15 protein-coding genes and 1 other RNA gene are annotated in these 21,406 nt (G+C 74.3%); 4 read left to right on the top strand and 12 right to left on the bottom strand.

Annotated features, from left to right (window positions below; translation table 11 throughout):
- Nucleotides 1-43: 43 nt before the first annotated feature.
- The gene (locus WMF20_RS42885; RefSeq protein WP_437607489.1) at nucleotides 44-1,219 is read left to right on the top strand and encodes an ATP-binding protein; all 1,176 of its coding nucleotides are present in this window, start codon (nucleotides 44-46) and stop codon (nucleotides 1,217-1,219) included.
- The gene (locus WMF20_RS42880) at nucleotides 1,216-3,957 is read left to right on the top strand and encodes an NACHT domain-containing protein (protein ID WP_437607487.1); all 2,742 of its coding nucleotides are present in this window, start codon (nucleotides 1,216-1,218) and stop codon (nucleotides 3,955-3,957) included. Before WMF20_RS42885 ends, WMF20_RS42880 begins: the two co-directional genes overlap by 4 nt.
- 13 nt (nucleotides 3,958-3,970) lie before the next feature.
- Here the strand turns inward: WMF20_RS42880 and WMF20_RS42875 are convergent, their stop codons facing one another.
- The 3 genes from WMF20_RS42875 to WMF20_RS42865 all read right to left on the bottom strand — a co-directional run bounded on the left by WMF20_RS42875 (nucleotide 3,971) and on the right by WMF20_RS42865 (nucleotide 8,507).
- On the bottom strand, nucleotides 3,971-6,082 hold the full coding sequence (locus WMF20_RS42875) for a hypothetical protein (protein ID WP_437607485.1): 2,112 nt from the start codon (nucleotides 6,080-6,082) through the stop codon (nucleotides 3,971-3,973).
- 138 nt (nucleotides 6,083-6,220) lie between these two features.
- Nucleotides 6,221-6,838, bottom strand: a complete 618-nt coding sequence (locus tag WMF20_RS42870; protein ID WP_020740684.1) for a hypothetical protein — start codon at nucleotides 6,836-6,838, stop codon at nucleotides 6,221-6,223.
- A 70-nt stretch (nucleotides 6,839-6,908) separates the two neighbouring features.
- Nucleotides 6,909-8,507 carry an AMP-binding protein gene (locus WMF20_RS42865; protein ID WP_437607483.1) on the bottom strand — a complete coding sequence of 533 codons (1,599 nt, stop codon included), beginning with the start codon at nucleotides 8,505-8,507 and terminating at the stop codon, nucleotides 6,909-6,911.
- Nucleotides 8,508-8,584: 77 nt separating this feature from the next.
- Between WMF20_RS42865 and WMF20_RS42860 the strand changes: the two genes are divergently transcribed.
- Complete coding sequence (locus tag WMF20_RS42860) at nucleotides 8,585-9,364, top strand: biopolymer transporter ExbD (protein ID WP_437607482.1); 780 nt, start codon at nucleotides 8,585-8,587, stop codon at nucleotides 9,362-9,364.
- An 845-nt stretch (nucleotides 9,365-10,209) separates the two neighbouring features.
- Nucleotides 10,210-11,166, top strand: a complete 957-nt coding sequence (locus WMF20_RS42855; protein WP_437607480.1) for a tetratricopeptide repeat protein — start codon at nucleotides 10,210-10,212, stop codon at nucleotides 11,164-11,166.
- A 90-nt stretch (nucleotides 11,167-11,256) separates the two neighbouring features.
- Here the strand turns inward: WMF20_RS42855 and WMF20_RS42850 are convergent, their stop codons facing one another.
- The 9 genes from WMF20_RS42850 to WMF20_RS42810 all read right to left on the bottom strand — a co-directional run bounded on the left by WMF20_RS42850 (nucleotide 11,257) and on the right by WMF20_RS42810 (nucleotide 21,381).
- The gene (locus WMF20_RS42850; RefSeq protein WP_437607478.1) at nucleotides 11,257-11,826 is read right to left on the bottom strand and encodes a DUF2085 domain-containing protein; all 570 of its coding nucleotides are present in this window, start codon (nucleotides 11,824-11,826) and stop codon (nucleotides 11,257-11,259) included.
- A 1-nt stretch (nucleotide 11,827) separates the two neighbouring features.
- On the bottom strand, nucleotides 11,828-12,883 hold the full coding sequence (locus tag WMF20_RS42845) for a uracil-DNA glycosylase (protein ID WP_437607476.1): 1,056 nt from the start codon (nucleotides 12,881-12,883) through the stop codon (nucleotides 11,828-11,830).
- Nucleotides 12,884-12,893: 10 nt separating this feature from the next.
- Nucleotides 12,894-13,853 (bottom strand): thioredoxin-disulfide reductase, encoded by a 960-nt coding sequence (gene trxB / locus WMF20_RS42840; protein ID WP_437607474.1) that lies wholly within the window; start codon nucleotides 13,851-13,853, stop codon nucleotides 12,894-12,896.
- A 123-nt stretch (nucleotides 13,854-13,976) separates the two neighbouring features.
- Complete coding sequence (locus tag WMF20_RS42835) at nucleotides 13,977-15,539, bottom strand: OmpP1/FadL family transporter (protein ID WP_437607472.1); 1,563 nt, start codon at nucleotides 15,537-15,539, stop codon at nucleotides 13,977-13,979.
- Nucleotides 15,540-15,573: 34 nt separating this feature from the next.
- Complete coding sequence (locus WMF20_RS42830; RefSeq protein WP_129579649.1) at nucleotides 15,574-17,334, bottom strand: MXAN_5187 family protein; 1,761 nt, start codon at nucleotides 17,332-17,334, stop codon at nucleotides 15,574-15,576.
- 3 nt (nucleotides 17,335-17,337) lie between these two features.
- Nucleotides 17,338-18,180 (bottom strand): hypothetical protein, encoded by an 843-nt coding sequence (locus WMF20_RS42825; protein ID WP_437607470.1) that lies wholly within the window; start codon nucleotides 18,178-18,180, stop codon nucleotides 17,338-17,340.
- 399 nt (nucleotides 18,181-18,579) lie between these two features.
- Nucleotides 18,580-18,772: non-coding RNA, 6S RNA (gene ssrS / locus WMF20_RS42820), on the bottom strand.
- Nucleotides 18,773-19,045: 273 nt separating this feature from the next.
- Nucleotides 19,046-19,897 carry an inositol monophosphatase family protein gene (locus WMF20_RS42815; protein ID WP_437607468.1) on the bottom strand — a complete coding sequence of 284 codons (852 nt, stop codon included), beginning with the start codon at nucleotides 19,895-19,897 and terminating at the stop codon, nucleotides 19,046-19,048.
- A complete protein-coding gene (locus tag WMF20_RS42810) occupies nucleotides 19,894-21,381 on the bottom strand; it encodes a UDP-N-acetylmuramate--L-alanine ligase (RefSeq protein ID WP_437607466.1) in 1,488 nt (495 codons plus the stop codon). The genes WMF20_RS42815 and WMF20_RS42810 overlap by 4 nt, the downstream gene beginning before the upstream one ends.
- Nucleotides 21,382-21,406 lie beyond the last annotated feature (25 nt).

The raw sequence follows: 21,406 nt of genomic DNA, 5'->3' as shown, positions 1-21,406 counted from the left end.
CGCCGATGTACCTCCGCTGAAGGCAGCGCGCTAGCATCGGGCCGTGACCTCCGACCCGATCGAGAAGAGGCTGCGGCTCGGCGAGGACTCGGTGACCGAGTTCAAGCGGATCGAGGTCCCTGGCAAGGCACCGAAGGACCTCGCCGAGACGATCGCGGCCTTCGCCAACGCGCTGGGCGGTCAGATCTTCCTCGGGGTCGAGGACGACGGCACGCCGACGGGGGTCGGCACGATGAAGCAGGCCGACACGCTGATGCTGTCGGTGGTTCAGGCGTGCCAGACCGTCATCCATCCGGCGATCTGGTGCCCGATCACGAAGGTCGACGTCGCGGGCAAGCTGCTGCTCGTCGTCGACGTGCCAGCGTCCAGCCCGGACAGGCCTTACCGCGCGAAGCATGTTTACTGGATCCGCGACGGGAGCATGACGCGTGAGGCGACGCGCCATGAGCTCGTTCGCATGCTCCAGTCGCAGAACGCCTACCATGACGAGAGCGTCGTCCATGGGGCGACCATGGCGGATCTCGATCTTGCCGTCGTCGACGACCTCTTGCGTTCGGTCTACGACCCCAGCGCACCTGCCCAGCGGAACCGTTACCTGCGCGCGCTGAAGTGCGTGGATCCTGGCGAGACACCGACCGTGGCCGGTCTCCTGCTCTTCGGCCGCGAGCCCGAGCGATGGTTCGTCGATGCCAGGATCTCTGCGGTCTGCTTCGCCGGGACCGGGATGTCGGCGGAGCTCGTCGATCGGCAGGAGATCACCGGACACCTCCTCAAGCAGATCGAGAGCGCCGCAGCGTTCCTGGAGCGCTACACACCCGCGCCGGCGCACATCCAGCGCTGGGAGCGGATCGAGCGCGGCGTGCCGCAGACGGCGCTGCGCGAGGCGCTCCTCAACGCCGTCGCCCACCGGGATTACCGCGCCGCGTCCCAGATCCGGATCCTCGCCTTCCAGGATCGGGTCGAGATCATCAATCCTGGCGTGCTCCTGAATCATCTGACGCTCGACAGCATCCAGGTCGGGGGCATCAGCCAGCGCAGGAACCCGGTGCTCGCCTCGGTGCTCGCGCGCGCTCGTCGCGGGGAGAGCCTCGGGATGGGGATCCCGGAGATGGTCGCGCAGATGCGCGCGCGAGGGTTGCCGCCGCCGGAGTTCGATCTGCAGGGAGGACACTTCCGGGTGGTGCTGCGCGTGGCGCCCTCCCCGGAGGCGCGTGCATGAACGATCGGCGCGACGCAGGCTCGCCGTGGTGGGAGGCGCTCCGGAGCGGCGCCGTGGTCGAGCTTGCGCTTGTCCGGATCGATCTCGTCGGGCCGTCCTTCCCTTGGAAGGAGCTGCCGGACAGCGGGTACCTGCAGCGTCGCGTGCGGTACACCGCGGGCGTCGAGTACCTCGCGCGCGCGCTCGGGGCGATCCAGCCGCTCGCGTGGAGCGAGGACGCCGCCACGCTCGTGCTCGGCGGTGCGTCCGGCGAGGCGCTGGCCACGCTCGCTTTTCGCGCCCTGAAAGAGCTCTGGGAGCGCGTGCACATCGATCTGCAGCTCTCGGCGCGCCTCGCTGCGCATGTCGTACGCGTGCCCTGGAGTCACGAGCTCGTCGACGACGTCGAGGGGTCGCTGCGCGGCTGGATGGCGGCGATCCCGCCTGGCGCAGCCGCGCTGAGCGAGGACCTGGCGCTCGCCCTCCCGCCGCCGGACGCGCGGGAGCTCGCGCCGTGCGGCCTCGTGCTCGAGGGGGCGCCCTCCTACCTCTTCCCCCAGAGCGCAGCTCGCGGCGCGCCGCCGGCGACGCAGGGCGACCAGGCATGGGCGGCGCTTCGTGGCTACGCGCAGAGCCCGGAGCTGCGGCGCATCCGTTACGTCGGCTTCCGTCTCCGGAGGAGCGAGCCGCCGAGCCTGGACCTCCGCGATGTCTTCGTGTCTCCGCGGCTCGACGTCAGCTCGCCGCGCACGAGCGCCACGGAGCGGAGCGCGCGAGGGATCGAGGGCGGGAGCTCCGAGCCGTCCGGCGAGCGCGTGCGCCTCGCTCGCCACCCCATGGGCGAGGGCTTCGAGGAGCTGTTCGCGAGGCACCGGCATCTCGTCCTCCTCGGCGATCCCGGCTCGGGGAAAACGACGCTGCTCCGGTGGCTCGCGATCACGGCGGCGGCGGGTCGCTTCGTGCTGGCGTCGGAGAGCGGCGCTGCCGAGCGTCTTCTGCCGCTGCCTGTCAGCGTCGGCCAGCTCGCGGAGCTTCGTCGGTGCGCCGAGCGGCGGGAGGTGTCTGTCGTCGAGGCGCTCGGTCGCTACTTTCAGGAGCGCGGCGCTGGCGACGAGGCGATGGTGCGCGAGGCGCTGACCCGCGAGCTTCAGGCAGGCCGCTGCCTCGTGCTGCTCGACGGGCTCGACGAGGTCCGCTCGACCGAGCGCGAGGAGCTCCAGCGGTGGCTCGCCTCGTTCGCTGCGGCTCATCCGCGGAACCGGTTCGTCGTCACCTCGCGGATCGTCGGGTACACCGGGTTCGATCTGCCCGGGCGCGTGGAGGCGACGCTCCGGCCATTCGATCGAGAGCAGGTCGATCGCTACGTGAGCGCCTGGCACCGGGCCTATGTGCGCTGGGAGGACCCGGAGGACGCGGCCGCCTCCACGGACGAAGCCGACGCGATGACGGAGAAGCTCCTCGCGGCCATCGATGCCAGCCCGAGGCTCGGTGCGCTCGCGGGAAACCCGTTCCTCCTCTCGGCGCTCGCGTTGATTCACCGCGCGGAAGGGCGCCTGCCGCGCCACCGGGTGCAGGCGTACGCCATGATCTCCCGCACGCTTTGCGAGACGTGGGCTGCGGCGCGCCGCCTCTCGGCCAGCGGCGCGTCGGACGCCGTCATGGCGTACGAAGAAGAGGCCCTGCCCATCCTCGGGAGGCTCGCGCTGGCGATGCACGAGCGCTATCCGGCCGGGGTCGCGCCGGAGGCCTTCGTGGTGGAGGCGCTGAGCGAGGCGCTCGGCGCGCAAGCGGGGATCTCTGGAGAGGAAGGTCTCCTCGCGGCGCGCCGATTCCTGGAGAAGTCGGGGCGTGAGCTGGGCCTCCTGATGGAGCGCGGCGCGCAAGCGTGGGGGTTCATGCACCTCACCTTCCAGGAGTTCTTCGCGGCCGCCGGGCTCCACGCGATGGATCGGTTCGAGGAGGTGGCGCTGGCGCGTCTCTTCGATGCCCGCTGGGGTGAGGTGATCCGGCTCGGCGTGGGCTACATGGCGCTCGAGCAGAAGCGGCCCGCGGCGGCGCGGAGGTTCGTCGAGCGGGTCCTGTCGTGGGAAGAGCCGGAGCCGCGGCGGTGGGTGACGAGCGTCCTGCGCAAGCAGGTCCCCATCGCGGCGCTGCTCGCCGCGGAGGCGGGCGAGGCGTTGCCGGTGGCGCTGCAGGAGCGCGTGGCGGCCGCGATGGCGGCGTGGGTCGTCGAGCCGCCGTCGTTCGATGCACCTCGGGAGTTCCTGTCGGAGCTCGCGGTGACCGAGCTCGGCGGGCGCGTCGCCGAGGCGATTCTCAAGTGGCTCGACGACGAGAGCCCCGCGCGTCGCGCGATGGCCGCGCTGGCGCTCGGCGAGCTGCGTTCGAATGCCGCCGTGGAGCGGCTGGTCTCGCTGCACGACGAGCGCGTCTCGGCGGCCCTCTCCGCGGCGCTCTGCGAAGACGCGGATGCTGACGTGCGATGCGCGACGGCCTCGGCGCTCGGTGAGCGGCGTTCCGAGGCTGCCGTGAGCCAGCTCGTCACCGCGCTGGCGGATCCTGATCCCCGCGTGATCGAGGCAGCCATCGCGGCGCTCGGGGAAATCGGCTCCGCGACGGCGATCGACGCCCTCGTGGCCCTGGCGCCTCAGGTGGCCGAAGCGCGTGCCGCCCTGTGGAAGCTCTCCGCCACCGGCGCCCCCGAGGGCGTCCCGCAGGGCGGCGACACGCCGTCGGGCTCGCCCGGCGCACCGCCTTGATGCCCTGCGCCGCTCAGTGCACGCCGCCGACGAGCCACGCCTGCGCCGGGACGAGCACCTCTTCGGGGGAGCCTCCTCCCTGCGACGCCGGGCCGGTCGCGGTGCCGTCGCCCATGGGCGTCATGCGGAACCCGTGATCGCCGAAGACGAGCAGCAGGGTCCGCGGCGGCAGGCCGGCCATGAAGCGCGCGACAACGTCGGCGACCTCCTCCGCGATGGCCTCGATGCGCTCGGCGAACGGCGGCCCCGCGGCGCGCAGGCGCGCCTCCACGAGGTCGAGCTTCATCAGCTCGCGCGACCCGACCCGCTCGCGCCGCAGGGTCGCGACGGCGCGGCCGCGGGCGATGGCGGGCTCCGCCTCGCTCGGGGGCATCGTCTCGCGGAGCCCGTCCGGCCCGCGGGCGAGCAGCGAGATCTGCGCCGTCGTGGTGGGCGGCAGCGCCGCCCAGAGCAGCGAGCGCTCCACCAAGATGGCCCGATCCATCATGATCTCCTTCAGGTGGGCGGCGACGCGCTCGCCGAGGTCGAAGCGCATCGCGTCGACGAGCAGGAGCTTCACCCCGCGCGCCCCGTTGAGGCGGGCGATGCGGGCGGCGATGTCCGGGGCGTCGAACACCATGGGCGGCCGCTTGCCGGTCACGCGCAGCGCCGAGAACGCCTCGCGGTAGCTGTGCTCGAAGCTGGTCCTCCAGCTGTCGACCACGCCGCGCACGGCCGCGTCCGCCTCGCCCGCGAGCGTCGCGCCGAGGAGCGGCGTGTAGTGGGTCGCGAACAGCTGCTCGATGACCCGGACCGGCTTCGGGCCGCGAGCGTTGTCGAGCTCGACGGCGAGCGCTCGCCACTCGGCCGCGCTGAGGATCCGGTTGCGCGGCGCCTTCCGCTCCCTGCGCGTCGGCGGCAGCGCGTCGTTGTCGGCGTGGGCGGCCTCGGCGACCGGCGCGATCGGCGCGGCGGGCGCGATCGGCGCGGCGGGCGCGATGGGCGTGGCCTCGTGCGCGGCTCGCGGCGGCCTGAGCGTTGTGCCCGCGCCGTCGAGCGCAGCGCCAGGGTTGGCGGGCGGCGCGCCCGGATCGGCGGGCGCCACGCCCGGATCGGCGGGCGCCGCGCCCGGGTCGACGCTGGCCAGGGCCATCGCCAGCGTCTCGTTCGCAGCGGGCGGCGAGCCCGCCCCCTGCGCCGGCGCGGCACCGGGGCCCCTCCCGGAGGAGAGGACGGCCGCCGGTGCGTCCGGGCGGCGGAGCCTCGACGAGCGGGGAGGCAACACGCCGCGCGGCCTCGCCTCGGTCCGCCCCTCGGCGGCGGCGGGCGACGCGGGCGCTGCGGGCGCCTCGGAGGCCGCCGGCTCGGCCGGGAGCGCCTCGTTCGGGGCGGGCGCGGCGGCGCTCGGCTGCGTCGGCCTGAGGGGCCGCTCCGGCTCGCGCTGGGCGAGGCTGCGCTCCGGCTCGCGCTGGGCGAGGCTGCGCTCCGGCTCGCGCTGGGCGAGGCTGCGCTCCGGCTCGCGCTGGGCGAGGCTGCGCTCCGGCTCGCGCTGGGCGAGGCTGCGCTCCGGCTCGCGCTGGGCGAGGCTGCGCACCTGCGCGCGAATGTGGGAAGCGGCGCCGTGCCCCTCGGACGCGTTCCTCTCGACGAGGTCCGCGAGGGGCACCGGCGCGAGCACCTGCGCGGACCTGTCGCCCTCGTCGAACACGAGGGCGACCGGCGCCTCGCGCGCCGCGCCGAGCCATGCGAGGAGCGTCGCGCTGTCCTCCGGCGGGAGCGCGCCCCGCGCGCCGCCCGCGAGCCGCGGCAGGCCGACGGCGAGCCCCGCGGCGCCGAGCGCCCTCGCGCGGAAGACCTGGTCGGCGATCACCGCCTCGAGCGGGGCGCCTTCCTGGACCCGCGGCGGCAGCGCGCCGCGCATGGCCAGCGCGAGCTCGACGGCCTCGTCGAGCGCAGCGCGGAGCTGCCCGTCCTGCGCCGCCGGGGCGCTCGCCCAGAGGAAGCGCCGCGTCCTGAGCTCGCGCTCGGCGTCGGCGCCCTGCCCGCTCGCGGCGAAGCGGGCCAGTCCGGACGGGGGCACAGCGGGGGACGGCGGTCGGCCCTCCTCGGAGGCAACGTCGAGGCGGGAGACAGGATCGAGGCGCATCGCGCGGCAACCTCGCAGAGCTCGCGGAAACGGGCCAAGTTTCGGCGATCGGACGGCAATCGGGCGTCGATCGGACGGCCATCGGGCGTCGATCGACGCGCGGAGGCGGCTGGCGCCCCTCCGCGGCGGGGCGCGGGCTCAGCCGGACTCGCGCGCGGTCTCGGCCATCAGCGCGAGCAGGGCGCAGGCGATGGCGAACCGGGCGTCGATCCTCCCCTGGTTCATCGACAGGTCGAGCGTGAACTCCTTGACGAAGAACCGGAACACCTGGGTCACCTTCGCGACCTCCTGCTGGTGCAGCTCGATGTGCCACTTGCCGACGAGGAGCGGGAACATGCGGCGGAGCAGCGCGGCGCCGTCCTCCTGCATCAGCCCGACCGGCTGATCCGCGGGATCGAGGATGTCCCAGGTGTCGCGGACGATCGATTTGAGGCCGCGCGAGCGGATGGTCCCGACCCGCTCGCCGGTGCGCGCGTCGAGGACGTCCAGGCACCGGTTCAGGGCGACGACCTGCCGCGACCGGATGGTGAGCAGCGGCTGCGACTCCGACTCATCCGCGAAGAGGGTGAACTCCTGGCGCAGCTTGAGCAGCGGGTGCTTGACGAAGCACACGAGGGTGCCGTCGGGCGCATAGACATGGAATTTGCGGCCGAGCAGCGACCAGAAGGGCCGCTTGATGGTGTAGGTGGGGTGCGCGAACGGCTGAACCGCGAGGCCGCCGTACGCGGCCGGGCCGAAGGGGGAGGCAGTCTGCATCGGGCCGAGTAGGCCGGAGCGGAGCGGCTCGGTCAAGCACGTCCGCCGCGCGCTCGGGCGGCCCTCTCCGTCACCGCGCGCTCGGGTCCTTCCCTCCGGAGCCGCTCGCCGCGATCGCCTTCACGAGCTCCGGCTTGACGACCTTGCCCATCGCGTTGCGCGGCAGGCTCGGCACGACGATCGATTCGCGCGGGACCTTGTAGGGCGCGAGCCGCTCCTTCGCCCAGGCGCGGAGCGGTCCGGTCGCGCACTCCGCCTCCCGCCCCGGCGCGGCGACGACGACCGCGACGACGCGCTCGCCCCACGCCTCGTCCGGGACGCCGATCACCGCGACCTCGGCGATCGCGCCGTGCTCCCGCAGCGCCTCCTCGATCTCGAGGGCCGACAGCTTGTACCCGCCGCTCTTGAGGATATCGACCGACGTCCGCCCGAGGAGCCGGAAGCGCCCGTCGCTGGAGCGCTCCGCGACGTCGCCCGTGCGGAACCAGCCGTCCTGGAAGGCGGCGGCGGTGGCGTCCTCGCGCCCGAGGTAGCCCTTGAAGACGCTCGGCCCACGGATCCAGAGCTCGCCCCGCGCGACCGCGGCGCCGCCGGGCCGCGCCGGCGCCTCGCCCGGGGCGTCGCCCGGCGCCCATTCCGACGCGTTGCCCGCGTCGTCGGTGATGCGGGCCTCGACGGTCGGCAGCGGGAAGCCGACCCAGCCCGCCCGCCGGCCGGCCGGATCGAGCGGGTTGCTCAGCCCGACGCCGATCTCGGTCATCCCGAAGCGCTCGAGCGGGATCGCGCCGGTGAGGTCGCGCCAGCGCTCGGCCAGCGTCACCGGCAGCGCCGCGGAGCCGCTCGTCGCGAGCCGGAGGGCCCGCGCCCCCGCGGCGAAGCTGGGCGCGCCGCCGCGGTCGATCTGCTCGAACAGCCGCTGGTACATGGTGGGCACCGCCATGAACGCCGTGACGGAGCCGCGCGCGATCTCGGCGGCGACGCGCTGGGCGTCGAAGCGCGGCAGCATCCTCGTCGCGCTGCCCGCGAGCAGCGACGTGGTGAGCGCGATGACGACGCCGTGGAGGTGGTGCAGCGGCAGCGCGTGCAGCAGCGCGTCGTGCTCGGAGAAGCCCCAGGCCGCGCGCAGGAGCTCCGCCTGCACGGCCAGGTTGCGGTGCGTGAGGAGCGCCCCCTTCGGCTTGCCGGTCGTGCCGCTCGTGTAGAGCAAGAGCGCCGGATCGTCGGCGGCGATGTCGGAGAGCGCCCCCTCCGGCCCCGGGGCGGCGCGCTCGAGGTCCTCCACGCGGAGCACCGAGCGGCCCTGCGCGATCGGGGCGGCCACCGCGGCGAGCTCGTCTCCGACGAGGATCCGCCGCACGCCGGCGTCGCTCGCGAGCCATGCGAGCTCTGCCGGCGGATACAGGGCCGACAGCGGCAGCGCGATCCCGCCGGCGAGGAGGACGCCGAGGAAGGCCGAGACCCACGCCGCGCCGGGCGGCACGAGGAGCAGGATCCGCTCCCCTTCGAGGGAGCTCGGGCTCGCGTGCGCGCCGGCGCCGCGCCCGCCGTCGGCGAGCAGCGCGCCGCGGACGCGGAGGGCGCGCTCGGTGAGCGCCGCGAAGGTGGTCTGCCCCCGGTCGTCCTCGACGGCGGTTCGGGCGGACGATCCGAGCTGAGCGAGCCGTTCCACGAGCGGGGAAGCCATCGCGCGAACTCTCGCACAGCGAGGGTGCGCGGAGCCAGGCCGGTTGGTTACACTGCCGCGCCATGCGAGCTTCCTGCCCCCGTTCCGGCGTCTTGCTCCGCCTCGCGGCCGTCGCCGGTCTGACCCTGGCCGCGGCGGCGTGCGAGAGCGCGCCCAAGCCGCCCGAGCCCGGCCCCGCCGCCACGGCGGCTCCGGTCGCCGAGGCGCCCGCCGAGCCGCCGAAGCCGAAGGGCATGCCCGAGCTGCTCGTCGACCCGATGGGCCCCTACCTCGGCGGCCAGCGCGTGGACCTCTCGCAGAAGGACGGCGCCGAGAAGCTCTCGAAGGTGATCCGCGCGCTGCCGATCGAGGGCAAGCCGGTCACGCTGCTCGCCGAGAAGAGGGCGAAGCCGAGCGCGGTGGCCGCCGTCGTGACGGAGCTCGGCGCGGCCGGCGCGCCGACGGTGCTCATCAAGACCGACGGCCGCGACGACCTCCCGAAGGAGATCACGGTGGTCCCGGAGGGGCGCGTGTCGAAGCCCCCCGCGTGCGCCGTCAGCGCGATGGTGCTGAAGGACCTCGCGACCGCGATCTGGCCGTTCGGCGGCGGCATGGGCAAGCGCCAGCGCAAGGGGCTCGCCGGCCCGGATCTGTCGCACACCGGCGAGCAGCTCACGAAGGACATCGCCGCGTGCAGCGCGTCGGTGGCGTTCTTCTCGGCGGACGACGAGGTGCCGTGGGAGATGGCGCACAACCTGGCCGGCACGATCCTCGGCTCCGACGCGAAGAAGAAGCTCGACACGCTCGTCCTGCTCCGCGCTGCCCCGGTCGCGGGGCGGCCGGTGCAGCTCGGTGGAGGCTGACGTGCGCTGCGCCGGGGGCTCCGTCACCCTGGATCGCCGCCCCTTCAGGGGCGCGTCTGCCAGGAGGAGCGTCCGGCGCGCCCGGCGCGTGCCGTTGCGAGCGAGCTGTCGATTTCTAGTCGGGCGAGACTCCGTGTGTTCCTGTCGAGCGCGGGGGTGGCCGGGTGGGGCCACGCGGCACGATCCGGCACACGGGGCGGCGCTGGGAGCGCACGGAAACGGCGGGCGGGCGCTCGCCGTTGGGGCCGGCCTGGATCATGAATAGGGCGAGTCGCAGATCCCCTGCGCCATCGGGGGCGTGACGATCACGGGAGGATGGTTCGGACATGTCGAAGCGACTTCTTGCATCGGCCCGCGCGAACAGGGGCCGCAGCCTCCGTCCTCGGGCTTCTCAGCCCCGCATGTCGGCGGCGCCTGAGGGGCCGGCGCTCGCGACGCAGGATTCGACGCCGCCGCCGGCGAGCGACCAGGACGTCGCCGTCGCCGGGGCGGCCGCGGAAGTCTCCGCTGCTCCCGAGCGTGCCGCCGACGCCGGCGCGGCCGCTGTGCCGCCGGCCGTCGAGGCGCCTGCCGCTCCGTCGGCAGCGCGGGCGGCCGAGGCTCCGCTTGTCGCGGAGGCGCCCGCGGCCCGAGCGGCCGTGGAGGCGCCCGCGGCCCGAGCGGCCGTGGAAGCGCCCGCGGCTTCGCGGGTCTCCGAGGCGCCCGCGGCTTCGCGGGTCTCCGAGGCGCCGGCCGCTCGAGCGGCCGTGGAGGCGCCCGCGGCTTCGCGGGTCTCCGAGGCGCCCGCCGTGCCGCGCAGCGCGGGCGACGCGACCCCTCGCAAGGCGCAGGATTCCGAGCCGCCGATGGCGCCGCAGCGAGCCGGCGCGTCGGAGCAACCGGCAGCCCCCGCGTCCTCGCCCGAGGAGCCGGCGCCGGACTCGGACGCGCTCGATCTGATCGACCCTTCCTCGCCGACGGCGGCGTTCTTCCGGCGCGAGGAGGAGTCGTTCCCGCCGCTCACCGAGGCGGCCAGCGATCCCGACGATCACGCCGACGAGCGCCTCGTGGTGGTGCATCAGCTGTCGCCCGAGACGCTCGCCCGTCGGGCGCGCCTTCGCCGGATCGTCGCGGCGGTCGCGGGGCTCGCCGGGGTGATCTCCGTCACGGTGGTCGCCAAGTCGGTGGTCTCGAGCAAGCCGCCCGCGCCTGCGCCGATCGCGATGGTGGCGCCTGCATCGAAGCCGGCGCATGCGCAGGCGAAGCTCGCGGCCGTGCCAGGGAATCCTTCTCCTGCACGGGAGACCGCGCCTGCGCCGGCGGAGCCGGCACCCGCCGCCGCGAAGGGGGCGGAGGCCGCTCCGGATCCGCTGAAGGCGACCGCGGAGGCGGAGAAGGCTGCCGCGGAGAAGGCCGAGGCGGAGCGGGCTGCCGCAGAGAAGGCCGAGGCGGAGAAGGCCGCGGCGGCCGAGGCGGAGAAGGCTGCGGCGGCCGAGGCGGAGAAGGCCGCCGCGGCGGAGGCTGAGAAGGCGGCGGCGGAGGCGGAGAAGGCCGCGGCGCCCGCGGTCAACGCCGAGGACGCGAGCAAGCTGAAGAAGGAAGCGCTGAGCTTCCTCAACCGCGGCAGGTACAAGGACGCGATCGAGGCGTCGCGCGCGGCCATCGCGGCCGATCCGACCGACGCGCTGCCCTATCTCTACCTGGGCTCGGCGCTCCAGGACACGGGCAAGTGGAAGGATGGCGTCGCGGCGTACAGCGAGTGTGTTCGCCATGCGACGAAGGGCCCCGTGCACGAGTGCAGGGCCATGGGCGGTCGCAAGTAGCGCACGCCCTGGGCGACGAGCGCGCTGCGCACGGCCCGGGCGGCGAGCGCGCCGTGCGCAGCCGGGGCGCCGTTCCGCTGCGCGCTGCGCTCAGCCCGGACGGCGCGCGAGCTGCGCGAGGAACGCCGCGGCCGCGGCGTAGCCGAAGGCCAGGCCCGTGGCGAGGCGGGTGGCGTGCCAGGGGGGGCGCAGCCCGAGGTCCTGGGTCGCCACGTCGAGCGCCATCAACGCGCTGAGGGCGATGAGGATCGGGCGCCACGCCGCCATCGCCAGCCGAGGCCGCGCGATCGCGGCGCCCGCCGCGACGCCGGCGAAGATGCCGGCGCAACGGCTGCAAAGCGGCATCACGACGCCCTCGAGCGCGAGCGACCGCTCCGGGAGGCGGTGGCACATCGGCGCGAAGAGGCGATCGAGCGCGGCGCCGAGCCCTCCGAGCGGCAGGTAGCTCCGCGCGAGGAGGATGCACCAGGGCAGGGCGCCGACGACCGCCAGCGCGCAGCGCGCCGCCGGCAGCAGCGACGGCGGCTCGGTCGCGATCGGCCCACCGGAGGGTCGCGCCGCCGCGTCGTCGAGGCGGGCGGAGGGGGCCTGCGCCGCGGCGCGGGCCCTTGCGGGCGACGGCACCGCCGGGGTCTCGCGCCCGGAGGCGCACGCGGTCACGTCAGCCTCGGTCGGGCGCGCTCTTGCCGAGGTGGCGCATCACCTCTTTCAGGTCGCTCCAGACCTCACGCTTCGCGCCCGGCTGGCGCAGCAGGTAGGCCGGATGGAACGTGGGCATGATCGGGATCGAGCCCTTGTAGAGCTTCCACGTCCCGCGGAGCTTCGTGATCCCCTCGGTCGTGCCGATCAGCCCCTGCACCGCGGTGGCGCCGAGCGCCACGATCACCTTCGGCTTGATCAGCGCGAGCTGGGACGCGAGGTAGGGGCTGCAGGCCGCCATCTCGGCGGGCTCCGGCTTCCGGTTCTTCGGCGGCCGGCACTTCACGATGTTGCAGATGTAGACCCCGTCGCGGTGGTACCCCATCGCCGCGATCATCTTGTCGAGCAGCTGCCCCGCCGGGCCGACGAACGGCTCTCCCTGCTGATCCTCTTCTGCCCCTGGCCCCTCGCCGACGAACACGATCTCGGAGAGCGGGTTGCCGCGCGAGAACACCGTGTGGGTGCGGCCCTCGTGGAGCGGGCACTTCTGGCAGGTGCGGACCTCTTCCGCGATGAGCGAGAGCCGCGCCACGCGCTCCTCGGGCGACTCCGGCTGCGCTGCCGCGAGCGCGCGCGCAGCCGGTTCGGCGCGGGGCGCCGCGGCGGCGCTCACGGCGGGGCGGGGGGACGGCTCGGGCGCCCGCGGCGGCTGCACCGGCGCTCGCGCCGGCTGCGCCTCGGCGGCACGCTGCTCGGGGTGCGGTGGGGAGAAGGCGGCGGCGCGCTGCTCCGGATGCGCCGGGGAGGCGCCGGCTGCGCTGCGCTGCGCTGCCGGCGCGGAGGCCGCGCCGCCGCCCCCGCGCGGCGCCGCCGGCGCGGGCGCGTCCAGCCCGGCGAAGCCCCGCTCCGCCCGCCGAGCGGCCGGCGGACCGCCTTCCGGGGACGACGCGCCCAGCGCCTCGTGGAGCGCCGAAGGATCGCCCGGCAGCCCGTCCGCGCCGGTCATCGCGTGCCATTCCAGGAACGCCCGGACCGAGGCGGTCAGATCGGCGAGCTCTTCGCGCAGCGCTTCCACCATCGCCGTCCCCTCAGTGGCCGCCCTGCTGCGCGAGCCAGCGCTCCGCGTCGAGCGCGGCCATGCAGCCCGTGCCGGCGGCCGTCACGGCCTGGCGGTAGTTCCAGTCCTGCACGTCGCCCGCGGCGAAGACGCCGGGGATGTTCGTGCGCGTCGAGCCCGGCACCGTCTTCAGGTAGCCGTTCGGGTGCGTCTCGAGCTGCCCCACGAAGAGATCCGTCATCGGCGTGTGGCCGATCGCGACGAACATCGCCGCCGCCGGCACGAGGTGGCTGTCGCCGGTCTTGGTGTTCTTGACGCGGACGCCGGTCACCATGTCGGCCTTCACGTCGAGCACCTCCTCCACGACGTGGCTGTAGAGGATCTTGATCTTCGGGTTCTCGATCACACGCTGGACCATCGCCTTCGACGCCCGGAACTCGTCGCGGCGGTGCACCAGCGTGACGCTGCTGCAGAGCCCGGACAGGTAGGAGGCCTCCTCCATCGCCGTGTCGCCGCCGCCGACGACCACGACGTCCTGGCCGCGGAAGAGCGCGCCGTCGCAGACCGCGCAGGCGCTGACGCCCTTGTTCTTGAGCTTCTCCTCGCTCTCGAGGCCGAGGTAGTTGGCGCGCGCGCCCGTCGCGATCACCACCGCCTTCGCCAGGTAGAGCGTGTCCTCCACCCACACCTTGAACGGGTGGCCCGTGAGCTCGACCTTGGTCACGTCCGCGGTCACGATCTCCGTGCCCTGATGCGCCGCCTGGTCGCGAAAGCGCTGCATCAGCTCCTGACCGGTGATCTTCTCGGGGAAGCCGGGGTAGTTCTCGACGTCGGTCGTGAACATGAGCTGGCCCCCCGGGATCAGGCCGCCGGCGCTGAAGCCCTCGATGAGGAGCGGCTTCAGGTTGGCGCGCGCCGCGTAGATGGCGGCGGTGAGCCCGGCAGGACCGGAGCCGATGATGACCAGGTTACGGACGTTCGATTCACTCATGGTGGAGCCATCTTATAGGCGCGACCGCCTTCCGCGTCGACCGCCCCGGCGCGCCGCCGCGCCCCCCGCCGCGCCGCATTGGGCCGCGCCCCCCGCCGCTTCCACGCGCGAGCGGCCGCCCGCTCAGAAGCGCATCGTTCCGCTCAGACCGAACTCGTCCAGGCTGCTCTCGAAGCGGCCGCCGTTCACGCTCTGGATGCTGCGGTAGCCGCTCGGCACGGCGCCGGAGACGGCCTTGATGCGCCCCTCCCCGCCGTTGTCCAGAGGGCCGAAGAACGTGTGCTGAAACGCCGCCGAAACGTCGACCGGGCCGATGCGCGCGGTGACGCCGGCCCCGACGCCGACCCGGTAGCCGAGGTGGAAATCGAGGTTCAGATCGGCGTCGTCCTGCCCCTTCTGCTCGAAGAAGCCGCCGGCCCTCAGCGCGAGGAGATTTTGGAGCACGACGAAATCGCCGCCGAGCCGGACTCCCAAGACGTCGCGCCAGCGGTGCGGGACGTCGGCGTTCGGCGGCACCGTGCCCACGCCCGTGCCGCGCACCGGGATGCCCTCGCGAAACCGCACCTCGATCGCGTCGACCGCGCTGTTGTTGGCCCAGGTGAAGTCGAGCTCCACGTCGAAGAGATCGTCGATCATCGGGTCGCGGGTGCGCGGCGCGGCGGCCGAGGGCTGCGCGGGCCGCAGGGCGAAGGCGCGCGGCCGGTGGTACCGGAGGCCGAGCTTCGCCTCCATGGGGATCGGCATCCTGAGCTCTCCCGCGCCCCGCGCCTCGGTGACGTTGCACCCGGGCGCCTCGCCCCTGCACGGGTCCTCGTTCTTCACCCCCGCCGGCGTCCAGTAGCGCGACTCGATGGTCAGGTCGGTCTTCGCGCGCACCGCGTCCTGCCACTTGAACCACGCGCCCAGATCGAGGTGCGGCGTCGCCGCCCAGCGCGCGCCGAGGACGAAGCCCGGGACGAAGAGGTCCTCCGCCTTCGCGCGCGTGCGCAGGTCGCCGTGCGCGTTGAAGTCGTCGCCGCCCTCGGCCGAGGTCGCCTCGGCGAAGTTGACGAAGTCGATGACCGCCGCGCCCCAGATGAAGCCGGCGCCGAACGAGACCCCCTCGGTCGGGGTGAAGCCGACCGAGAGCGTCGGCATCAGCATCAGGGCGTCGAGCGACGTGAGCAGGTACCGCTGGGGCGACGGCTGCGTCATCGCGCCGAAGCTCGGGTGCGTGTACGGGAGCGACTCGGGCCAGGACCGCGCGCCGACGCCGTGCGGGCCGAGCGCCGCGACGCCGACGGCGAGCGCGTCGCTCACGCGGAGGGTCGCGGCGAGCTGGGGGTTCGGGAACAGGCCGCCCTCGGCGCAGACCTTCGGGCCGGGGCCGCCCTCGCTGCCGGGCGCCGGGATCGCCGTCGTGGCGCTCGGCGGGACGGGGCGCCCGTCGGGGCCGAGGCGCGTGAAGCACTGCGCCTGATGGATGAAGTGGACGCCGCCGTGCGCGCTGCTCCGCTGCGCGGCGAGCCCCGCCGGGTTGAAGTAGGCCGCGAGCGGATCGTCGGCCCGCGCGACCCACGCCCCGCCGCGGCCGAGCTGGAGCACCCCGATGTCCGGCGAGTCGAGCCCCGACGACGCGCGCGCCGCGCCGGCGGCCACCATCGCAGCGAACGCGGCGCCCGCGGCGCCGGCAGCTCCTCGTCTCATGATCTCCGTCTCCGCGCGGGCGATCCCCGGCGGGTCACTTCACCGGCGACGCCTTGAGCGCCGCCTTGCCGTCCTTCACGTAGACCGTGAAGCGCACCCGCGAGCAGTTGTGGCGCGCCACGAGCGCGTCCTTGTTGCGCTGCAGCGTCCCCTTGAACTTGTCGAAGGTGAGGGCGTTCGTGGGCTCCCCGCACTGCTGCTTGACCGACAGGAACTCCTCGTAGACGGCGTTCCACTCGGCGAGCTCGTCCGGGTCCCCCGCGCCGTCCTGCCGCGCGGCCGGGGCCTCCGGCGCGCTCGTCGCCTCGGCGACGGGGGGCGCCGGGGCGGGCGCGCCCGGCGCCTTGGGCGGCGGCGGCGGCGGGCGCCGCGGCGGCGGGCGCCCGGGGGCGCCCGGCGGGCCGAGCGCGGAGGGCGCGATGTTCGCGTCCGAGACCTCCTCGACCGCCTCGACCGGCTCCTCGGAGTCGCGGGCCGGCGGGGGGCCGCTGAGCGGGTGCGAGCCAGGCCGCCGCGTCGGGCTGCGCGGGCTCACCATGGGCTTCGGGTACGACGGGCGCGAATCGGGGCGCGGCTCGCCGGGGCCGAGCGGCACCGAGAACGCGCTCATCGCCGGCTGCGCCGGGATCGGGCCGAGCACCTGCTCGAGGTCGGCGGCCTTCCTGGGCGCGCCGCCCTTCGCGGCCACCTTCTCGACGCCGTCGTTGATGTCGGCCGCGATCTTCCGGTACGCGCCGCGGAACCGGCTCGGCGCCAGCACGTCGACCTCGCCCTTCGCGAAGCGCGCCGCCTCGTTGCGGAAGACGTGCAGCGGCCGCGTGTGCTCCAGGAACGAGAACACCAGCCCGATCGCGGCCAGGACGAGGGTGCCGGCCAGGAGCAGCAACGTGGGCACCTGGCTCTTGTCGTCGTTGTTCGCCTTGTCGAGGAAGTTGAGCGGCGAGTCGACCGACGCCGCGAGGCGGCCGACCGCGTAGCCGGCGCCGAGCTCCCACGCCTCGCCGGGCAGCCGCGCGTAGACCACGCCGAGGTGCTGGCTGATGACGCGGACCTCGGAGCGCCCCTTCTCGAGGTAGTCCTTGTTGTCGTCGAGCAGCTTCAGATCCTGCGTGATCTGGTCGAGGTTCGCCTTGTCGAACCCCTCGGGCGCGCCGGAGGCGACGCGCGCCCCCTCGGCGTAGAAGCCCACGGCGGCGCCGGTGCGCTTCGTGACCGCGCGGGCGAAGGTGTCGTCGATGATCTTGGCGCCGATCACGGCCCCGACCGGCTCGCCGTTGACGTCCTGCTCGACGGGGCGCGCGACGACGCGCAGGATGCGGCCCTTCCAGACCCACGCGTCGTCGCGGATCCAGCCGTGGAGGGCGTCGGCGACGAGCGGGTAGCCGCCGAGCTCCCAGTCCTCGCGGTGCTCGAAGTCCACCGACGCGACGACCCGGCCGGCCGCGTCGACGGCCCACACGTGGTCGAACTTCAGCTCCGGGGGCACCTCGGCGACCGCGCTGCGCAGCGCGGTGCGGGCCTTCTCGCGCAGCTCGGCGCCCGGCTTGGCCTCGGTCGACGACTTGGCGAGCGCCGTCCGCAGGGCCGGGTTCAGCGCGACGCGGATGAGCGCGCTCGATCGTTTCCGGGCGTCGTCGTTGAGGAACCACTCGACGGCGCTGGAGTCGGCGCTGAGCGCCTCGCTCATCGCGCGGTGGCTCGAGCGGTTGTAGAGCTGGGCGGCGACGAAGAGGACGAAGATCGCGGCGCCGAGCGCGAGCGCGAGCACCCCGTACCAGAAGCGCGACAGCAGCATGGCCTACTTTCCTGCCTCCGCGCTCGGCCCGCCGGCCTCGCCCACGACGACGGCTTCCTTGAGGAACTGCTGGTCCGGCCCGGGCTTCACGACGGCCTCGACGGCCTTTCCGACCGGCTCGCCGTTGAAGTAGCCCTGCAGCATGTACGTGCCGGCCTCGACCTCCAGGGCGAAGCTCCCCTGGCGATCCGGGTAGGCGCTCGCCACGGCCTTCGGCTCGACGACGATCCACGATCGGATGCTCGGGGCGAGCTGATCGCGGATCTCGTACTTGCCCGGCCCTGGCGGCGTCCAGGCGCGGGTCTTGGCGGCGGCGAGCTCGACCGGCGGGAGCGCCTTGTTGCCGACGTCGTAGATCTTGTGCGGGAACGGATCGTGGTTCTCGAACTGGATCTGCTGGCCCGGGGCGACGACGACGGTCACGGGCGAGGTGCGGCCGCCCGAGATGACGACGGTCCGCGGCGTCTTCTGCGGCTCGCCCTTCTCGCCGAGCGCGACGACGCACAGCTCCTTCGGCATGTAGCCGACGAGCGCGCGGACGTCGGCGCGGACGGTCGGGGAGGGCTCGCGGAACGTGTACCGGTTGGCCTTCGGGTCCTTGGCCTCGTTCCAGACCGGGTTCAGGAGCTTGGGCATGCCCGTGGTCCGGCCCTTGAGCGTCACCGCGGCCAGGGCCGCCCCGGGCGCCATGAGGATCGCGAGCGTCAGGGCCAGGCGCCGCGCGAGGCGCGCGCGGCCGGGGACGCGGCGCCCGAGGTGGCTTGACGACCCGAACCGCGCTGCGCCGGCGAGCGGGCGCCGCTCGTCGTGCTGCGCTCCTGAAGATCGAGGGGATCTCGTGTCCATCGCAGGCCCGAAGCTACCGGAAGGGGGATGAGAACGGAAACAAAAGCCGGGCCGCGGTCCGCGCGATGGCGCCGCGCGCCGCGCGCCCCGCGTCGCGCTGCTCCGCCGCGCACCGGCGCCGCTTGCGCGCTGGCCTGGACCGACGCGCGTCCCGTGCTGCGCGCCGGCCTGGGCCGACGCCGGCCTGAGCGGCGCGCGCTTGGCCTGGACCGACGCCGGCCCGTGCGGCGCGCGGCTCTTGGCCCCGCACCCCGTGCGCGCTGCGCTACGCCTGGGCGGGGGCGTGCGCCACCCGGCGGCGAGGCGTGCGGCGGCCGCTGGGCACCTGTCTCGGGCACAGCGGATGTCGCGCGCACAAAAAAACTGCGGGCCGCATGAACGGCCCGCAGAGGAGAGATGTTCCGTACCGCCGAGGACGTGGGCCGAAGGACTTGAACCCCTAGCATAGCTGCTAGGTGGGAGCCGAAGTACCGCTTCAGGCTTCCCGGTGAATGGTTCCGGGCCTAGCTCACCACGGTATCGTTGTTGGCTCCCTGGTTCTCGCTTACTCGGGATTCAATCGTCCAGCGCCTCACGAAGTCGGCAGAGGGAACGACCATAGGATAGTTCCCTGGGCGGCTCCGTCAACCGCTCCTCCGCACGGTTCTCACGTTTTGCGTCGCGTGGGGTGCGTCGGTTGCGTCGGTTGCGTCGGTTGCGGGCGTCGCGTGGGTTGCGTCGGTCGCGTGGGTTGTGCGTGGGTCGCGTGGGTTGCGTCGCCCCGTTCGTCTCGCGCTCACGCCGCGCCGCTCGTGCGCGAGCGCCCGACGCCCTACGGATGGCCCTGAGCCGGCTGTCGAGCGACCTGGCGAGCTGGCGAGCCGGGCTAGGTGAAGAGGGCGATGATCGGGTCGTGGAGCAGGCCGTTCGACGCCACGATGTTTCCGACGTGGTAGTCCGGCGGACCGCCGTCGAGCGCGGTGATCACGCCGCCCGCGCCGCGCACGATCGCGCTCCCGGCGGCCACGTCCCAGGCGTGGAGCCGGCGCTCCCAGTAGGCGTCGTACGTCCCGTCGGCGACCATGCAGAGATCGATCGCCGCGCTGCCGCAGCGCCGTATGGCCTGCGCTTTGCGCTTGACGGTCATGAAGGCGTCGAAGTTGTTGTCCGGAGCCCGGTCGCGCACCGGCGGAAAGCCGGTCGCCACCATCGCGTGCGCCAGCGACGCCGTGGCGCTGACCGCGCAACGCTCGCCGTTGCGGCGCGCCTCGCCGTCCGGCGGCGCCGGCGCGGCGCCGAGCGGCTCTGGCTCGCGCGGCCTGAAGCCCGTCCAGCGGAGCCCGAGCATGGGCGCGACCACGGCGCCGGCGACGGGCGTGTCGTCGTCCATCAGGCCGACGGAGACGCACCAGAACGGATGGCCGTGGACGAAGTTCGTCGTGCCGTCGAGCGGATCGACGTACCAGACGAGGCCGCCGCGCGGCTCCGCGGCGCGCGCGGCGCCCTGCTCCTCGCCGACCACGGCGATGCCCGGCGTGAGCGCGCCGAGCCGCGCGACGAGCAGGTCCTCGCTCGCCCGGTCGAACTGGGTCACGAGATCGTGCGGCCCCTTCTCCTCCACGCGCAGGCCGTGCGGGCCCGCGCGGAACCCGGCCTGCACGAGCGCCGCGGCCTCCTCGGCGACGCGCAGCGCGATCCCGGAGAGCTCGAGCAGCTCCGCCGACCCGCGCCCGCTCATCGCGACCTCGTCGACAGCGCGCCGCGGAGCTTGTCGTAGATGCCGCCGAACGCCCCGTTGGACAGGAGCGCGACCGTGTCTCCCTCCTGCGCGTCGCGCGCGATCGCGGCGACGATCGCGTCCACCGAGGCCGCCGCCTCGGCGCGCTTGCCCGCCTGCGCGAGGTCGCGCACGAGCCGGTCGAGATCGAGCCGCTCGGCCGCGGCGATGTCCGGCCGCCCGAGCGGCGCGAGCACCACGCGGTCGGCCGCGTCGAAGGCGCGCGCGTAGGGCTCCTGGTGCAGGGCGCGGCACGCCGTCGCGCTGCGCGGCTCGAACACCGCCCACAGCGCGCCGCTCGGGTGCCTGGACCGGAGCGCGCGCAGCGTCTCGTCCACGGCGGTCGGGTGGTGCGCGAAGTCGTCGTAGACGCGGACCCCGCGCGCCTCGAACAGGAGATCCTGCCGGCGCCGCACGCCCTCGAAGCTGGCGAGCGCCGCGGTCACGGTCGAGAGCGGCGCGCCGAAGCCCTGCGCCGCGGCCGCGATCGCCGCGAGGGCGTTGCGCACGTTGTGGTGCCCCGGCATCTTCAGGGCGAAGCGCCCCGCCATCACGCCGCCGGCGTACAGATCGAACGACTGGCCGTCGGCGCCGGCCTCTGCGGGCGCGGCGAGCCAGTGCGGCGGCTTTCCGTGCGTGTCGTCGCCCTCGAGCGCGAACCAGGCGACCTCGGCGCGCGCCGACCGCGACACGACATCGACGACCCGCGGATCGTGCGCGGCCGCCACGAGGAGCCCCGTCTCCGGGATCCGCTCGACGAACCCGCGGAACGCCGCCTCGTACGACGCGGCGTCGGGGTAGATGTCGACGTGGTCGTGCTCGATCGACGTGACGATGCCGACCTCGGGCCGGTAGTGCCAGAACTTCGGCGTCTTCTCGAAGAAGGCGGTGTCGTACTCGTCGCCCTCGACGACGAACGGCGTCCGGCGGCGACCGGCGCCTGCGTCGTTGAGGAGCGGCAGGCCGCGCCGGTCGCTCGCCGCGGCGGCGCTCTGGGGCAGCCGGAAGCTCGCCTCGAAGTTCTTCGGAAGGCCGCCGATGAGGAAGCCGGGGTCCCTGCCGGCCTCGTGGAGGAGCCACGCGCACATCGAGCTGGTCGTCGTCTTGCCGTGCGTGCCGGCGACGACGAGCGGGGAGCGGCCGGCGAGCATGTGGTCCGCGAGCGCGTGCGCCATCGTGGTCACCCGCATGTCGCCGTCGATCGCCGCGCGCGCCTCGGGGTTCGTCGGGCGGCAGACGTTGCCGATCACGACGAGATCCGGCCGCGGCTCGAGGTGCGCGGGGTCGAACCCGGTCATGAGCCGGATGCCCCACCGCTCGAGGGCCGGTCCCATGGGCGGGTAAAAGGAGACGTCGGAGCCCGAGACCTCGTGTCCCGCGGCCTTGAAGAGCCCCGCCAGCGCACCCATGCCGGTGCCCGCGACGGCGACGAAGTGGACGTGCATCGCGGCGCAGTGTGCCCGACCGCCC

Origin of the sequence: Sorangium sp. So ce834 (assembly GCF_051521425.1) — a bacterium.
Taxonomy (GTDB): Bacteria; Myxococcota_A; Polyangia; order Polyangiales; family Polyangiaceae; genus Sorangium; species Sorangium cellulosum_D.
The sequence above is the reverse complement of the archived record's forward strand: the minus strand, read 5'-3'. Positions and strand labels throughout refer to the sequence as shown.

Coding starts and splice junctions, on each gene's coding strand:
- WMF20_RS42880 (WP_437607487.1), top strand. CDS start 1,216: ATGAACGATCGGCGCGACGCAGGCTCGCCGTGGTGGGAGGCGCTCCGG.
- WMF20_RS42875 (WP_437607485.1), bottom strand. CDS start 6,082: ATGCGCCTCGATCCTGTCTCCCGCCTCGACGTTGCCTCCGAGGAGGGC.
- WMF20_RS42870 (WP_020740684.1), bottom strand. CDS start 6,838: ATGCAGACTGCCTCCCCCTTCGGCCCGGCCGCGTACGGCGGCCTCGCG.
- WMF20_RS42860 (WP_437607482.1), top strand. CDS start 8,585: ATGCGAGCTTCCTGCCCCCGTTCCGGCGTCTTGCTCCGCCTCGCGGCC.
- WMF20_RS42855 (WP_437607480.1), top strand. CDS start 10,210: ATGGCGCCGCAGCGAGCCGGCGCGTCGGAGCAACCGGCAGCCCCCGCG.
- WMF20_RS42845 (WP_437607476.1), bottom strand. CDS start 12,883: ATGGTGGAAGCGCTGCGCGAAGAGCTCGCCGATCTGACCGCCTCGGTC.
- trxB (WP_437607474.1), bottom strand. CDS start 13,853: ATGAGTGAATCGAACGTCCGTAACCTGGTCATCATCGGCTCCGGTCCT.
- WMF20_RS42835 (WP_437607472.1), bottom strand. CDS start 15,539: ATGAGACGAGGAGCTGCCGGCGCCGCGGGCGCCGCGTTCGCTGCGATG.
- WMF20_RS42830 (WP_129579649.1), bottom strand. CDS start 17,334: ATGCTGCTGTCGCGCTTCTGGTACGGGGTGCTCGCGCTCGCGCTCGGC.
- WMF20_RS42825 (WP_437607470.1), bottom strand. CDS start 18,180: ATGGACACGAGATCCCCTCGATCTTCAGGAGCGCAGCACGACGAGCGG.
- WMF20_RS42815 (WP_437607468.1), bottom strand. CDS start 19,897: ATGAGCGGGCGCGGGTCGGCGGAGCTGCTCGAGCTCTCCGGGATCGCG.
- WMF20_RS42810 (WP_437607466.1), bottom strand. CDS start 21,381: ATGCACGTCCACTTCGTCGCCGTCGCGGGCACCGGCATGGGTGCGCTG.